The sequence below is a fragment of the Clostridium sp. FS41 genome, from assembly GCF_000954015.1.
GTDB lineage: Bacteria > Bacillota > Clostridia > Lachnospirales > Lachnospiraceae > Enterocloster > Enterocloster citroniae.
Genome location: NZ_JYHN01000051.1, coordinates 86,120 through 101,584, shown reverse-complemented (window position 1 = coordinate 101,584; position 15,465 = coordinate 86,120). Strand labels below are relative to the sequence as shown.

At 50.1% G+C, this 15,465-nt stretch carries 15 protein-coding genes; 4 read left to right on the top strand and 11 right to left on the bottom strand.

Features of this window, described 5'->3' with window-relative positions:
- Nucleotides 1-15 precede the first annotated feature (15 nt).
- From CLFS41_RS08690 to CLFS41_RS08670, 5 genes are all read right to left on the bottom strand, one after another.
- The gene (locus tag CLFS41_RS08690; RefSeq protein ID WP_007862895.1) at nt 16-834 is read right to left on the bottom strand and encodes a hypothetical protein; all 819 of its coding nucleotides are present in this window, start codon (nt 832-834) and stop codon (nt 16-18) included.
- A complete protein-coding gene (locus tag CLFS41_RS08685) occupies nt 831-2,246 on the bottom strand; it encodes a HAMP domain-containing sensor histidine kinase (protein WP_045092053.1) in 1,416 nt (471 codons plus the stop codon). Before CLFS41_RS08685 ends, CLFS41_RS08690 begins: the two co-directional genes overlap by 4 nt.
- Nucleotides 2,243-2,902: a response regulator transcription factor gene (locus tag CLFS41_RS08680; RefSeq protein WP_007862899.1), complete on the bottom strand. Its 660-nt coding sequence runs from the start codon at nt 2,900-2,902 to the stop codon at nt 2,243-2,245. The genes CLFS41_RS08685 and CLFS41_RS08680 overlap by 4 nt, the downstream gene beginning before the upstream one ends.
- A complete protein-coding gene (locus tag CLFS41_RS08675; RefSeq protein ID WP_242856803.1) occupies nt 2,899-4,029 on the bottom strand; it encodes a VCBS repeat-containing protein in 1,131 nt (376 codons plus the stop codon). Before CLFS41_RS08675 ends, CLFS41_RS08680 begins: the two co-directional genes overlap by 4 nt.
- Before the next feature lie 122 nt (nt 4,030-4,151).
- Entirely contained in the window at nt 4,152-4,703 is a 552-nt protein-coding gene (locus CLFS41_RS08670; RefSeq protein ID WP_007862904.1) for an XRE family transcriptional regulator, read from the bottom strand.
- A 138-nt stretch (nt 4,704-4,841) separates the two neighbouring features.
- On the opposite strand from CLFS41_RS08670, the gene CLFS41_RS08665 reads away from it, so the two are divergent.
- Both CLFS41_RS08665 and CLFS41_RS08660 read left to right on the top strand, forming a co-directional pair.
- Nucleotides 4,842-6,209, top strand: a complete 1,368-nt coding sequence (locus CLFS41_RS08665; protein WP_045092052.1) for a sodium-dependent transporter — start codon at nt 4,842-4,844, stop codon at nt 6,207-6,209.
- A gap of 12 nt (nt 6,210-6,221) precedes the next feature.
- On the top strand, nt 6,222-6,803 hold the full coding sequence (locus CLFS41_RS08660; RefSeq protein WP_007862914.1) for a LysE family transporter: 582 nt from the start codon (nt 6,222-6,224) through the stop codon (nt 6,801-6,803).
- 7 nt (nt 6,804-6,810) lie between these two features.
- On the opposite strand, the gene CLFS41_RS08655 is transcribed toward CLFS41_RS08660, so the two are convergent.
- Nucleotides 6,811-8,124 (bottom strand): MATE family efflux transporter, encoded by a 1,314-nt coding sequence (locus CLFS41_RS08655; protein ID WP_045092051.1) that lies wholly within the window; start codon nt 8,122-8,124, stop codon nt 6,811-6,813.
- Nucleotides 8,125-8,297: 173 nt separating this feature from the next.
- Between CLFS41_RS08655 and CLFS41_RS08650 the strand changes: the two genes are divergently transcribed.
- Complete coding sequence (locus CLFS41_RS08650) at nt 8,298-9,104, top strand: MerR family transcriptional regulator (protein WP_040416460.1); 807 nt, start codon at nt 8,298-8,300, stop codon at nt 9,102-9,104.
- A 15-nt stretch (nt 9,105-9,119) separates the two neighbouring features.
- On the opposite strand, the gene CLFS41_RS08645 is transcribed toward CLFS41_RS08650, so the two are convergent.
- The 3 genes from CLFS41_RS08645 to CLFS41_RS08635 are packed head-to-tail and all read right to left on the bottom strand — an operon-like array spanning nt 9,120 to nt 13,110.
- A complete protein-coding gene (locus CLFS41_RS08645) occupies nt 9,120-11,072 on the bottom strand; it encodes an ABC transporter ATP-binding protein (RefSeq protein ID WP_045092050.1) in 1,953 nt (650 codons plus the stop codon).
- Nucleotides 11,072-12,862, bottom strand: a complete 1,791-nt coding sequence (locus CLFS41_RS08640; protein WP_045092049.1) for an ABC transporter ATP-binding protein — start codon at nt 12,860-12,862, stop codon at nt 11,072-11,074. Before CLFS41_RS08640 ends, CLFS41_RS08645 begins: the two co-directional genes overlap by 1 nt.
- A 17-nt stretch (nt 12,863-12,879) precedes the next feature.
- Nucleotides 12,880-13,110, bottom strand: a complete 231-nt coding sequence (locus CLFS41_RS08635) for a MarR family transcriptional regulator (protein ID WP_045092048.1) — start codon at nt 13,108-13,110, stop codon at nt 12,880-12,882.
- A 179-nt stretch (nt 13,111-13,289) separates the two neighbouring features.
- On the opposite strand from CLFS41_RS08635, the gene CLFS41_RS08630 reads away from it, so the two are divergent.
- Nucleotides 13,290-14,168 carry a LysR family transcriptional regulator gene (locus CLFS41_RS08630; protein WP_007862926.1) on the top strand — a complete coding sequence of 293 codons (879 nt, stop codon included), beginning with the start codon at nt 13,290-13,292 and terminating at the stop codon, nt 14,166-14,168.
- Here the strand turns inward: CLFS41_RS08630 and CLFS41_RS08625 are convergent.
- Together CLFS41_RS08625 and CLFS41_RS08620 are read right to left on the bottom strand one after the other, a co-directional pair.
- Complete coding sequence (locus CLFS41_RS08625; RefSeq protein ID WP_045092047.1) at nt 14,155-14,607, bottom strand: hypothetical protein; 453 nt, start codon at nt 14,605-14,607, stop codon at nt 14,155-14,157. The genes CLFS41_RS08630 and CLFS41_RS08625 overlap by 14 nt on opposite strands.
- Nucleotides 14,608-14,746: 139 nt before the next feature.
- The gene (locus tag CLFS41_RS08620; protein ID WP_007862929.1) at nt 14,747-15,445 is read right to left on the bottom strand and encodes a metallophosphoesterase; all 699 of its coding nucleotides are present in this window, start codon (nt 15,443-15,445) and stop codon (nt 14,747-14,749) included.
- Nucleotides 15,446-15,465 lie beyond the last annotated feature (20 nt).

Sequence of the window (15,465 nt, the reverse complement as noted above, 5' to 3'; positions counted from 1 at the left end):
TGCATCAAAGTTGCATCATCTGGAAATTTTTAAAAATAACTCGTTGATTCCCTCATAAAAGCCAATGGTCACTATGGTCTTCTGATCCCCCACCCCGCTGCAGACATACTTGCTGAAATAGGGCGTGGCCTCCATCAGTGGATTATCTGTTTCGTATGGCGTTGGGGCTTCCAATCCCATATACTCCGCCCAGTCCCCGGCGATCCGGTCCGGATCCATATTCTCCCAGGTCAGGGGCGTCCTGGCATAGAACTCGTATATTTTCCCGTTATCAGCGTCAATATACGCCTCCATGAGCCTGTTTTCCCTGTCCGTGTTCTTCTGTATACTGGCCAGCTCCAGTTTCCAGACCGCCACATTATTCCTGGGTTCCAGCACATCGATGGCAGAGTACAGGGTGGCGTCATACGCACCGCTGTCCACATTTCTCACTGTATCCGGCAATATTCCCAGTTCCTTCAGGGCAGCCAGCCCCTGGTTGCAGGTCTCATAAATCTGATAATCCGTGATCTCCTTTCCGGAAGGACCTTTGTGGTTCAGCACAAAAGCATAGGTTCCATCCAGATCACCGTATCCGCTGTCCCTGGTAAGGGCGTATTGTTCACTTTCGGGAAACATCTGTCTTCCCAGGCTTTCGGACAGGATATAGAGTTTTTCGCCCGGACTCAGGGTATACCGGTACCCTTCCCCGTCCGATTCCATGGCCCTGGTGTAAATCTGCCCTAATATGGCCTTATCCCGGTATCTGGCAAAAAGCTCAGGCCCCGCAATGGACAGCAGCATGATCAGAACGGTAAATAAAAGAAGGAACAGGCTGAATATCATCTTCCTCATACGTTCTCCTCCTCTGCCCGGACAGGCAGGACAAAGCTCATGCAGGTCCCTTTTCCAGGTTCACTCTCTATCTCCAGACGGCTTCCGTGCAGCAGCAGGATCTCTGCGCACAAAGCCAGCCCCAGCCCTGCGCCGTTCCGGCTCCTGGACCTGGATTTGTCCACCATGTAAAACGCCTTGGTGATCTTTTTCTGCTCCTCCCTGGGGATCCCCACCCCATGGTCCTTTACCTGGAATCGGTATCCCTCATCCAGCTGCTTGCCGTACACCTCGATCAGCCCCTCCGGCTCCGATGCCTTGCAGGCATTATCCAACAGGTTCATGAGCACGGATTTGATCAGGTTTCCCTCCGCCCAAACAGTTCCCTCGTCATAGTTAAAATATATCTTCATGCTCTTGTTCAGCACGTACATATCATAGAGGTACAAAAACAGGGATTCCACGGAAACCGCTCCAAACTCCGCCCCTCCGTGTCTGGTGACCATGATGTCCAGCAGACGGAAGGACATGGCCTCCAAACGCTTTCCTTCCGTATAGATATAGTTGGCCGACACAAAACTCTTTTCCTCGTCCAGCTTTCTTGAACGGAGCATGTCGGCATATCCGATAATGGATGTGAGGGGCGTCTTCAGTTCATGGGCAAATGCAGCCACAAAGTCTTCCCGCGACTGGATCTCATCCTCCAGCTTGTTGATGTTGTCCTCCAGGGCATTGGCCATCTGGTTAAAATCAATGGTGAGCTGTCCCAGCTCATCGCTGCTGACCTTCCTGGCCCGGTAATGGTAATCCCCGGAAGCCATGCGCTTGGTGGCCCGGGTCAGCAGACGGATGGGCCTGGTAAGCAATGAGGCAATCAGATGCATGATCACGGTGCCGCACACCAGCATCGCAATGGTCACCTGGCGGTAAACGGAGAATCCCAGAGCGCGCTCATGGAACACCTCCGACACATCCCTCATGGTTTCCAGGTACAGGACACGGTCCAGGGCGTTCACCGTGGTCCCGGTCTGTATATAATAGCTGCCGCTGCGGCTGACCACCCGGTATGACTTGGCGTCAGGACCGGTCTGGTCTAAAAGGCGGTTATCGATGTCAAAACCGCTGCTGGCATACAGCACGTTCCTCTGTTCATCGGAAAGGCGCAGCATACGCCTTGCATTGTGTCCCCCGCTTTCCAGGTTTGAGGCTATCTGTCCCACTGTGGTATCCTGCAGCACATCATATTTGGCAGGCACATTAAGGGCAGCTGTCTCAAAGGCAAAACGCAGGATACTGCTGTCGTCCAGCGTCTGACTCACTTCCCGCTCCAAAGCGGTTTGGAAAACATAGTTGACAAAATAAAAACCGCTGAAACCAAATCCCAGGGCCATGACGATCATGGTCCACACAAGGAGTTTAAAGGAAAATTTCATTGAGGCACCTCAAGGCGGTATCCCACTTTGTACACCGCCACCAGACTGTTTTCCCATCCCAGTTTTCTTCTCAGCCTCTGCACATGGAGGTCCAGGGTACGGCTGTCCCCTGAGTATTCCCCTTCCCATACCTTTTCGTACAGTGTCTCCCTGAACAGGGCTACATTTTTATTCCGGATAAACAGGAGCAGGAGCCCAAACTCCTTGTTGGTCAGTACCACCGGCCTTCCGGCCCTGGTTACCATCCTGGCCTCCACATCCACGGTCACATCCCCCGCCCTCAGAAGGCGTTCCGTCTTGTTGTACCTGCGCAGCACCGCCTCCACCCTGGCAGTCAGCTCCACCATGTCAAAGGGCTTTACCAGATAATCATCCGCTCCCAGCCGCAGGCCCTTGACCCTGTCCCTCACCTCGTGCTTTGCTGTTATAAAGATCACAGGGACCTCCAGGGGGCGTATGTACTCCATGATATCGTAACCATCCACCCCAGGCAGCATCACGTCCAGAAGAATCAGGTCAAAAGATTCACCCTCGATCATCTTCAGTGCCGACACACCGTCCTGGACCGCCCTGCAGTGATAGCCCGCAGCTGTCAGATTCATATCGATCAAATCACAGATTGGTTTTTCATCATCCACTATCAGTACTTTTATCATTGCTCTGATCTCCACCCCCAATATGCCCGCAGCCGTTCCACCAGTTCATACATGGTGTCGCTGTCATTGCACTGAACCGTATGTTTTATGTCCGTATCCTCGTAAAAGCCGCTGGTCCTCTGGTAGTAGACAGAGTAGTCCATCTCCACCACGATCTCCCCGTCCTTTCCCTCATAGCTGTAGCTGGCCAGCACCACAATATCCTTCAGCCCATCGCCGTCAATGTCACGGCAGTTGATTCCCCTCAGGCCATACAGGTTTTCATAATCCCCCATGGGCTGGAAACTCCAGACAATATAACCCTGTTCATTGACCAGGTACAGCATGAACACGGTATACTCCGCCATGCGGTAAGTCCCTGGCACCAGCCAAAGCCGTCCCAGTTTTTCAAACATGACCGGATAATAGTGGGCAGGCACGATCTGAAACCCGGAATCCACCAGTTCTTGCTGCGTGTTTGACGTGTATAAAAATTCCGTGGAATATCCGTCCCGGACAAAGGAGGTGAGGAAACTGATGCTTTTGTTCATGCCAAACCGGTTGATCTTATCTGAGATCCTGTAATCCCTGTAAAATGATCCGTCCTTTTGGAACAGCACATCCCCCACCTTGTAGGATTTACCCGCATTGATCTGTGAATCATAAAAACAGGACGAAATAAGCACAATGTCCGTCAACCCATCCCCGTTCATATCCCGGAACGAGGCGGCGGGAAGGCGTTCGTTGGGCTGCTCCAGGCTTCCCCTGCGCTGGTTGTTGGTCTCCAGCTGGTCGGTCTTATATACGATACGCCCGTCCTCATCTGAAATAAAAACAGCCAGGCGGTCATACTCCGTGTCAAAGGTCAGGGTGACAAAGACTTGTCCGATCCCCTTCATCTCCATGTCAAAGACCTTGGGCCCGATCATCTCAAACCCATTATCATCAATGCCGGCCGTTGTCTCAATGGATTCAAAACGCCGGCGGTATTCCCTGTAATGGCCGGACAGCCCGCTGTCCGAAGATTCCTGAAAAGATAGGGGATTTCCATATGCTTTAATTGAAAATGGATCAGAAAATCCCGATGCCAGAAGGCACAGGACCAAAAGAGGAAAGGCTATCAAATATCGGTAAGTATCATGGTTCACAGGCATGCACCAACTTTTCTCATGATTTCCATGGTTTAAAAATATAGTAACTCAAAAAAGCAAACATTTCAACCCGAGTTTCATTGAGAACAGGGAATCCTGGCCGTATCCTCCAGTCCCTGTCAGGGGTTAAAAAGGATCATGTGTAATATTGCGGATTCATTTCCAGCATTCTTGTATGAATGATTGGTATCGGCTCTAAAGCGTATGCTTTCACCTTCTTCAACCATAAATCTTTGACCGCCGGCATAGATCTCGATTTTGCCCTTAAAGATTGTAATAAATTCAGTGGTTCCCTTTAAGTGTGGTTCGGATTCCCAATAACTTCCCTGGTCTAATTCCAGATAATAGACTGCAAATCTGCGGTTCTCATTATCCGGGAAAAGAGAAAAGTTTTTTACTTTTCCACCATCCTCAAGCAAAGGCTGTATTTCAGTCTTTTTAACGATCTCATAGGGACTCTTTGGGCGAACGGTTAAAGCGTCAAACGGCACCTTCATTCCATTTGAAATTTTCCATAATGTGGATATTGTTGGATTTCCGTCACCCCGTTCAATTTGCGCAAGCATACTCTTACTTACACCGCTCAACTTTACAAGTTCATCCATACTTAACTTTTTTTCTTCTCGCAGCCGCTTAATATTTTTAGCGACTATTATATTCATGGAATCCAAAAAAATCGCTCTCCTCTCTTGACATTATAATGCACAAGTTGTATCATTATATCGTACTAGTGCGATATAATAACCTTTTTATATCATTATACAATTTCAATTTAGGTTTGTAAAGAGGAAAAGAGGTAGGTCTAAACTATGAAGAGAGAACATTTTTCATCACGGCTGGGATTTATTTTAATTACCGCCGCCTGCTCCATCGGCTTGGGAAACATTTGGAGGTTCCCATATGTAACAGGAAAGTACGGCGGCGCGTCCTTTGTTATTTTTTACCTGTTTTTTTTAGTAATACTGGGCCTGCCGATTGTGGTGATGGAATTTGCGGTGGGCCGGGCAAGCCAACGCAGTACCGCATTGTCATTTAATATACTGGAACCAAAAGGAACCAAGTGGCACTGGTTTAAGTACATTACAATCATTGGGAATTATCTGCTGATGATGTTTTACACGGTAATCAGCGGATGGCTGCTTTACTACTTTGGAGAAATGGTAAAAGGCCGGTTTCAAGGTCTTACTTCCAGCGAAGTTGCCAATGTATTCTCTGGTTTGCTTGGAAATCCTACTGCTATGATCGTGTGCTCTTTTGTTATAATTTTTGTTTCATTTGGTATTTGCACAATCGGTTTACAAAAGGGTGTGGAACGTGTAACAAAAATTATGATGTCATTATTATTTTGCCTTTTAATTGTTTTGGCCGTCAGGTCTGTCCTGCTCCCCAATGCAGAAATTGGATTACGTTACTATCTCTATCCCGACTTTGGAACCATTCAGAAAATCGGAGTGCCTGAATGTATTTTTGCGGCAATGGGGCAGGCTTTTTTTACATTAAGTATCGGAATCGGCACGTTATCCGTATTTGGCAGCCGGATTGACAAGAGCCATTCTCTGACCAGCAACGCACTGTATATGGGCGTTCTTGACACCGTGGTTGCGCTTCTTGCTGGTTTAATTATTTTTCCGGCCTGTTTCAGCTTTGGGGTGGAGCCGGACAGTGGGCCAAATCTTCTGTTTATTACCTTGCCGAATATTTTTAATGCCATGAGTAACGGCCGCCTTTGGGGAAGTCTGTTTTTTCTGTTCATGGTATTTGCCGCTATTACCACTGTCATTGCTGTCATTGAAAACATTGTTACATATGGAATGGATTTAACAGGGTGCAGCAGAAAAAAATCGGCTTCCGTCAATCTTGTACTGCTGTTATTGCTGTCATTACCCTGTGTGTTTGGATTCAATATCTGGAAAAGTTTTGAACCGCTGGGAAGGGGCACAAGTATTCTTGATTTGGAAGATTTCATTTTAAGCAATAACCTGCTCCCGTTGGGCAGTCTGGTATTCCTCCTGTTCTGCACCCGGCGTTACGGGTGGGGGTGGGATAACTTTCATAAAGAAACGGCGATTGGAAAGGGCTTGCCGTATCCGGGCTTTGCAAGAAAGTATATCAGCTTTATCCTGCCTGTTATTGTACTTATAATTTTCATAAGTGGTTATTTCTCATTTCTGAAATAGAAAGGGGTCACTATGTTCCATTTATATGATTTTCTGATTTATTGCTTTATCACGGCTTATACGCCGGGAGCGAATAATCTGCTTTCCATGAGCAATGCCGTACGGCTGGGATTCCGGCGGAGCGTTTCCTTTAATTTCGGCATCCTGGCTGGTTTTACAATCGTTATGTCTGTTTGCACCGCCTTTAGTGCAACGCTCTATTCATTTCTTCCCAGAATCAAGATTGCCATGCAAATATTAGGGGCCGCTTATATGCTGTACCTTGCATGGAAGGTCTGGAAAAGTTCGTCTGAATTAAGTGCAGACAGCGGAAAAGAGGCCAGTTTTCTCTCAGGCATGGTATTACAATTTGCCAATCCAAAAATTTATATTTACGCAATCACAGCAATGTCCCTTTATATTTTGCCAGTTTTTCATTCTGGCGCAGCACTAATAGGATTTACTGTTATACTGTCTTTCATTGGCGCTTCCGGTTCTTTTGTATGGGCGCTGTTTGGAGCGGCATTTTGCAAGTTCTTCTCGAAACACACCATGCTGGTAAATATCATCATGGCTCTTTTACTGGTTTACTGCGCTGCATCTCTATTTTTTTGATTGTTAATCAGTATTTCTCCAAGCGGTACATCAGCACACCCGTAACCGCCAGGCACATCAGCTCGGACACGGTTGGCGCCCACCATATGCCCGCGCCGCCCATAAGGGCAATACATGCCCCAAGAGCGGATACCATGGTCACCACTCCGCGCCCCAGGGAGATCATCAGGGATTCACCGGGCTTTTCTATGGCTGTGAAGAAACCGCCGGCCACCACGTTGAATCCCATGAACAGGAAGGATATGCTGAAGATGCGGAATACAAACGCGGAGTAATCCCTCAGTTCCTGCAATGACGGGGAAATGAACACGCCCACCAGCATATCCGCTCCTGCCATGGCTGCCAGGAATGCGGCCGCGGCCATTCCCACCGATGCCCTCACCGAGTACCGGAGCAGCTTACTGCAGCTGGCTTCATCCCCTTTTCCGTAGTAAAAGCTGATCAGAGGCTGGGTTCCCTGGGCAATCCCCGCCATGGACATTACCACAATGGTGTTTACATAGGCGATAATGGTATAGCTTATGATCCCCTGCTCCCCTATGAATCTAAGAATGGCATGGTTGAACATAAAAACCGTAAACCCTGCGGACAGCTCCGTCAGACCTGAGGAAAGTCCGATCTTTATCACACGCCAAAACTGTGCTCCACTCCACCGGGGCTTCTCAAACCGTATGGTGGCCCTGGGACTCAGGAAATGTTTCAGATACAAAAATACCGTCACCATCTGGGATATACCCGTAGCTGCCCCGGCTCCGGCCACTTCCCACTTAAATACCATGACAAAGAGATAGTCCAGGACACAGTTGAGCAGGGCGCCTGCTGTTACGGCCATGGTGGCAAACCTGGGATAACCGTCTGTCTTTACCAGTATTTCAAAGGAATAAGAAATGATAAAACACCAGGCAAAGGGCAGAATGGACAGGATATAATGTTTTACATACTCCATGGTAGCTGCCGTGGCTCCCAAAAAAGCAGCGATCCGGTCCAGGCTCAGCCACACCGCCGCCATGATCACCAGTGAGATTCCCCCCAGCACCACCAGGTTCTGGGTATAGGCGCGGTTCGCCTCCCTGTGGTTTTCCTGCCCCAGGAAAATAGCCACAATGGTGGAGGTTCCCACTGCAAATAGAATGGACACGGAGAACAGGAAATTCACAAAGGGGGATGCAATGTTCACTGCCGACAAAGCCACCTCAGACACTCCCCGTGCCACAAACATACCGTCCACCATGGTATACAGAGCAAAGATCCACTGGGCCACCACCGAAGGCCATATGAATCTCCAGAAACTTTTTTTCAGCGACATTCCCTCAAATTTCATGATTTAACTCCTTTTGATCGTTCCGGTACCAGTTCCATGCGGTACCTGCCATCTGTGCTCTTGTAATTCCAGTATAAACCTTGGTATAATACCAAGGTAAAGAGGTGTTTTGCATGATCCTGGATTATTTTTTGATATTGCTCAATTCTGATCTGCACAGGAAAGAGGTGTCTATGTCAACTTATTATAAAATTGGGGAAATTGCCGCATTATACGGCATCAGCACGGATGTGCTCCGCTATTACGAGGAGCTGGGGATCCTGGTCCCGCGCAGGGCTACCAACGGATACCGTGTCTACCGCACCGAAGACCTGTGGTGCCTGAATATTATACGCGACCTGCGCGGTCTTGGATTTTCCATGGACCAGATACGGGATTATATTATGAACAGGAGCGTCCGCTCCACCTTGGAATTATTTGAACAGGAAATGGATTTGATCGACCGGCAGATTGACCGCCTGAATGCCCTGAGGGATAATATTACCGCCCGCAGACAGACCATTGCCAGGGCCGGCGAGCTTCCCAGGGGAGAAATCACCCTGAAGGAAATGCCTGCCCGTCCCTGCCACAGGATCATGCAGAGTTATAAGACAAACGAAGAAATGGATATCCTCATCAAGCAGCTGGTCTCCATCGGACCGGGGCGCCAGTATATCATCGGCAATAACCAGATGGGATCCTTTGTAAACCCGGAGGCCGCCATGGAGGGACGCTGCCAGCAATATGACGCGGTCTTTATCCTGCACCCGGACGGTGAACATCAGATCGAACCGGGCGCCTATCTTTCGGTCTGCTACAACGGAGACTGCCGCCAAAACCAGATCTATGTGCCGCAGCTGATCCAACATGCCAGGGACCACTCCATGACAATTCTGGGGCCCATGCTGGAACTGCTGTGGATCGATGTACATGCCACCATGTATGAGCAGGAGCAGGTCACGGAACTGCAGCTGAAGGTTGGGGAAACATCCCCAACCTGACAATCCTTATACGCTTTAGCCCGCTTCCTCAAAATTGCCCGTGTAGAGCTGGTAATATTTTCCTTTTCTATGGATCAGCTCATCATGCGACCCGCGCTCGATAATCCTGCCCTGTTCCATAACCATGATACAGTCTGAATTGCGGATGGTGGAAAGCCTGTGGGCAATGACAAAGGTGGTCCTGCCCTTCATAAGGGCGTCCATTCCCGCCTGGACCAGGGATTCAGTTCTGGTGTCAATGGATGAGGTGGCCTCATCCAGGATCAGCACAGGCGGGTCGGCTACAGCCGCCCTGGCTATGGCAAGAAGCTGCCTCTGCCCCTGGCTCAGGCTTCCTCCGTCCCCTGTAAGCACGGTCTCATAACCATCGGGAAGGCGGCGGATAAAGCTGTCCGCATTGGCCAGTTTGGCCGCGTTCATACACTCTGCGTCCGTTGCATCCAGCCGTCCGTACCGTATGTTGTCCATAACAGTACCGGTAAACAGATGGGTATCCTGCAGGACGATTCCCAGCGACCGGCGCAGAGCCGGCTTTTTTATTTTATTGATATTGATCCCGTCATAGCGGATCTTTCCGTCCTGGATGTCATAGAAACGGTTGATCAGGTTGGTTATGGTGGTCTTTCCGGCTCCCGTGGAGCCTACGAAGGCGATCTTCTGTCCTGGCTCTGCGAACATTTTAATATCATGGAGTACCATCTTGGAGTCATCATAACCGAAATCCACCCCGTCAAACACAACGCCGCCCTCCATCTTTTTGTAAGTGACCGTCCCCTCCTGTTTATGGGGATGCTTCCAGGCCCAGACTCCGGTGCGCTGATCCGTCTCCTCCAGTGTTCCGTCCGCATGCTCCTTTACATTGACAAACTCCACATATCCCTGGTCCTCCTCCGGCATTTCATCCAGCAGTTCAAATACCCGTTCTGCACCTGCCGCGGCCATAACAACCGAATTCATCTGCTGGCTGATCTGGGTAATGGGCTGGGTAAAGTTCTTGTTAAGGCCCACAAATGCCATGATGGTTCCAATGGTGATCCCCCCAATGCCGTTCAGGGCCAGCAGGGCACCCGCCACCGCACACAGCACGTAACTTAGGTTTCCGATATTGGAGTTTACAGGCATCAGCAGGTTGGCGTACCGGTTGGCCTTATCCGCGCTGTCCCTCAGCCGTTCATTTAGGTCCTCAAACTCCTTCATGGCCTGGTTTTCGTGGCAGAAAACCTTAACCACCTTTTGGCCGTCCATCATTTCCTCTATATAACCGTCCACAATTCCAAGGGCTTTTTGCTGCTCTCCAAAATGGACAGCGGACCGGCCGGAAAGGCATCTGGTGACAGCCAGCATCACACAGGCCATGGCAAAGGTGAGAAGGGTGAGCGGCACGTTGAGAAGCAGCATGGAGACAGCGGTCGCCGCCAGGGTAACTGCCGAGTTGATCACCTGGGGGACACTCTGGCTCATAAGCTGGCGCAGGGTATCCACGTCATTGGTGTACACTGACATGATATCACCGTGGGCGTGGGTATCAAAATACTTAATGGGCAGGGATTCCATGCGCTCAAACAACTGGATTCTCAGGCGCTTCATGGTCCCCTGGCTCACGGTAACCATGACTCTGTTATAAGCATAGGATGCCAGGATACTGACCAGGTAGAGAGCTGCCAGTCCGCACAGCGCCGTGAACAGCGGAGTGAAATCCAGGGCAGCCTGCGCTGCGGCCGCCTGTCCTCCCACAGCTCCCTGTCCTCCCGCGGCCTGCATCCCCGCTGCCTGGGCCAGCAGGGGCTGGATGTAATCGTCCACCAGTGACTGGATAAACAGCATTCCCCTTGCAGTGGCTGCCGCGGAAAGTATGATGCACGCCAGGACTGCCAGAAAGGCCAGTTTGTAGTTTGTAACCATGTATTTGATGACCCGCATTAAAATCCCCAGGGATTCATTGGCCTTGCTCTTTCTATTATTTTCCATCAGGCAACACACTCCTTTCCTGTCCGTGCCGGCTCAGTCTCACCGCCTCCGCTCTGGATCTGGTCAAAATCTCCTCCGCCCTTGTTCTGGGACTCGTAAATCTCCCGGTAGATCTCATTGGATGCAGCCAGCTCCTCATGTGTGCCAAAGCCATTGATCCTTCCGTCATCCATCACCAGGATATGGTCCGCATGCTGTACGCTTGAAATACGCTGGGAAATAATGATCTTTGTGGTGCCGGGTATGGCTGCTGCAAAGGCTGACCTGATCCTGGCATCCGTTGCCGTGTCCACCGCGCTGGTGGAGTCATCCAGGATCAGTACTTTGGGGTTCTTTAACAATGCCCTGGCAATACAAAGTCTCTGTTTCTGTCCGCCTGACACATTGGTGCCTCCCCGCTCGATCAGTGTGTGATATTTTTCAGGTAGCTGCTGGATGAACTCATCCGCACAGGCGGCCCTGCAGGCATCCATACACTCCTGGTCCGTGGCCGCCTCATTTCCCCAGCGCAGGTTCTCCAGAATGGTACCGGAAAACAGGACATTTTTCTGAAGGACCACTGACACGGCATCCCTCAGGACCTCCAAATCATAGTCCCGGACATCTCTGCCCCCTACGCACACAGAGCCGGTGTCCACGTCATAAAGATGGCTGATCAGGCTTACAAGACTGGTCTTGCCGCTGCCCGTGCCTCCGATTATCCCCAGGGTCTCGCCGGCCCGGATGTGAAGGTCAATGTCGGTAAGTGCCTGCTTTCCACTGCCCTTTCTGTAGGAAAATCCCACCTTGTTAAAATCAATGCTGCCGTCCGCCACCTCTGTCACAGGCTGCTCAGGGTTCCTGATATCCGGCTCCTCCATAAACACCTCCTCAATCCTTCGGATGCTGGAGGAACTCATGGTTATCATCACAAATACCATGGAGAGCATCATTAGGGACATCATGATGGACATGACATAGCTGAACAGGGAGGTCAGTTCCCCGGTGGTCATGGTCCCGCCGACAATAAACCGGGCGCCAAACCAGGATACCGACAGGATGCAGCTGTAAACCACCAGCATCATCACCGGGTTGTTAAGGGCCAGGATGCTCTCCGCCTTCACAAACAAACGGCACAGATTGTCTGCCGCCCCGGTAAACTTGGTGTTTTCATACTCCTCCCTCACATATGCCTTGACCACGCGGATGCCCGAGACATTTTCCTGGACACTTGCGTTCAGATCGTCATACCGTTTAAATACCACGTCAAATGTCTTTCTCGCCATCATCATAAAACATCCCAGCACACAGGCCAGGAACACAATGGCTGCCAGGAATATCATGCTCAGCCTGGGGCTGATCATAAATGACATCACCATGCTGCACACCAGCATCAGCGGGGAACGCACCGCTATCCTGATGCACATCTGGTAGGCGTTCTGGATATTGGTCACATCCGTGGTCATACGGGTCACCAGGCCGGCTGTACTGAATTTGTCAATGTTTGAAAAGGAAAATGTCTGTATTTTGTCGTAGATCCCCTTTCTCAGGTTACAGGCCAGGCCCGAGGATGCGCTGGCCGCATATTTCCCTGCCAGCGCCCCTGCCATCAGGCTGACCAATGCCATGACCACCATGATGCCACCATAGGTGTACACCTTTCCCATATTTCCTTCCTGTATGCCCTCGTCAATGATCAATGCAGTGACAAAGGGCAGCATGACTTCCATGATTACCTCCAGCGCGGTAAACAGCGGGGTCAGGATGGAATCTTTTTTATACTGTTTGATCTGTCCTAAAATAGTCCTCATATTCTGCTGTTCTCTCCTTATTCTTTATTTTCAGCCGCAGTCCGGGCCAAGCTTGGCCTGGCAACCCCAAATGCCTTGTGGATCTCAGTGGAACAAATGGTGTTGCCCGGATGTTCCAGAATAAAAAGCAGGACCAGTCCCCGGGAGGCTGTAAGCCCCATATCTGCCAGAAGCCGGTTCAGCAGACATTCTATCCCCATTCCCAGCTTCTTGATATTCCAAAGTACCCGTTCCTCTGATTCCCACATGTTCCTTCCTCCGTTTCCGCAAATGATTCCGCATAATAGTTAACTAGCTAACAATTATGTTACTTATATTTTATAACTCATTTTCGCTTGAATGTAAAATTCAAAAATGTTATAATCTATAAAAATCTTTTATAGTTAATGATTCAATTTATTTTTAGGAAAACATAGGAGGGGGAGAAATGAATACGGTTCAGTTAGAATGTTTCCTTGCCGTGGCAGAATACCTGAATTTTTCCAGGGCCGCAGAATCCCTGAAAATCACACAGCCTGCGGTAAGCCATCAGATCACATCCCTGGAGGATGAGCTGGGCGCCAGGCTTTTTATACGCACCAGCAAAAATGTAACCCTGACCGAAGCTGGTTTTATGTTTATGGAGGATGCTTCCAGCATAATAAAAATCGCCTCCAGCGCGAAAAACAGGCTGGGGGCGGGTTTTAATGATTCCCTGTTTCTTACCATTGGCTGCCATAATCAGTCTGAACTGAACATACTGCCTCCGGTCATAGAAAAGCTGGTAAAGCAGTTTCCCACCCTCCACCCTTCCATAAAGCTGATACCCTTTAAGTCCATGGCCAATCTGCTGGAAGAAGAACGCATCCACGTGATGTTCGGCTTCCACCAGGAGGAGATGAAGGGAATGCCCGGGCTGTTCCATGAACTAGGAAAGCTGCCCGTGTCCTGCGTGTGCAGCCCTGACCATCCCTATGCCGGACGCGGTTCCCTCAGCGTCCGGGAACTGCAGGGTCCCATGATTCTGTGCGAGCCCCATCGTCTCCCCCACTCCATTGAGCAGCTCCAGATGGGTATTTCCACAGCCCGGCATCCTTCCCAGCTTTACTTTGTGGATGGATATGAGAGCATATTGGCCCTGGTAAGGTCCGGGCTGGGCTTTTCCCTGCTTCCGTCTTACCCCGGCTGTGAAGGGAACGGACTGCGTTATGTACCGGTGACAGGGATCGACCCTGTTGTCTTCGGCCTGTTCCACAAGGGACTGAAGGGTAACCCGGTGCTGAAGGAATTTGTGCGGATCATGGACCACGAAATCACCACAAACTGATATCGTCATTTCCAATGGTTGGGGACGCAATCCCCCGTTTTCTGTTCACCTCGTAGATATTAAGTGTGTGGAATACCTGGGGTTTCTCTTCATATCCCACTGATATTTTTATTTCCCCGGCAGTGACATAATCCACCTTAAACAGCAGTTCTTCCTCCTCATCCTGGTAAAGGCCCAGTTCCTTCAGCCTGTTCTCCAGGAGATAGCAGGCTGCTTGCGGATCGATCTGGGGTTTCGGCTCCCAGGCACCGGTCCGGGAATCCAGGCAGTACCATGTTCCATCGATCATGTTCCAGCCCGTCAGCCGCTCCTGCCCGTCTTCGTAATACCACTGTCCATCCTGCTCCTGGACCCATCCGGCCGCCCATGCCGCCTGTGTGCTGCATACCAAAGACAGTGCAGCTGCCAGAAAAAATACTCTGATCTTATATATGCCCATGTTTTAATCCTCCCCTGCCCCGTGTTGCCGGCCTGACTTTAAAGATACCCTGTAAGCATATCATTAAAAGATAAACTTCATATAAATTCAGACAGGACAGAATATAAAATCATAAAATATTCACATTTCATATCCTATTCTATTCCAGGATCAGTCCGGGTTTGAATTTCAGGTAGTCCGAGGATACCAGACTGTATTCAATCCCATTTACCTCACCCTGAAAGCTGTCCTGATACCTGGCAGCTCCATGGCAGTGGGAGTAGACCACCTGACTGGCTCCATATTCCTCAGCGGTCCGCGTAAACACGCTTTCCATCTCCCCGATACTGGTGGGGGGATAATGCAGGAACATGATAAACTTCCTGAAACCTCCGGCAACCGCCAGCTCAAATGAGATGCGCAGCCGTTCCAGCTCCCGTTTTACCAGCTTCTCATACTGCTCCGGCGTATCCCTTCCCTCATAACAATATCCCTTTGTTCCAACCAGGGCGTACTCCCCATACATGTAATAATTATTCTGGAGAAATGACAGACTGCCCTGGTACAGATCATTCAGCTGACAGGTCTTTTTAGCGTCCCAGAACATATCATGGTTCCCCCTAAGCAGGATCTTCTGCCCGGGCAGTGAGGCGATGAAATCCAGGTCAGCCCTGCATTCATCCATGTTCCGGCCCCAGGAATGGTCACCGGTCAGGACCACTGTGTCCTGTTCACGGATTCGCTTTTTCCAGTTCTTCTCTATCTTTGCCACATGGTTTTCCCATTCCCTTCCATAGATACTCATGGGCTTATCCACCGTAAAGGACAGGTGCAGATCACCGATTGCATATAGACTCATCTTCTCATCTCCGTTATCGT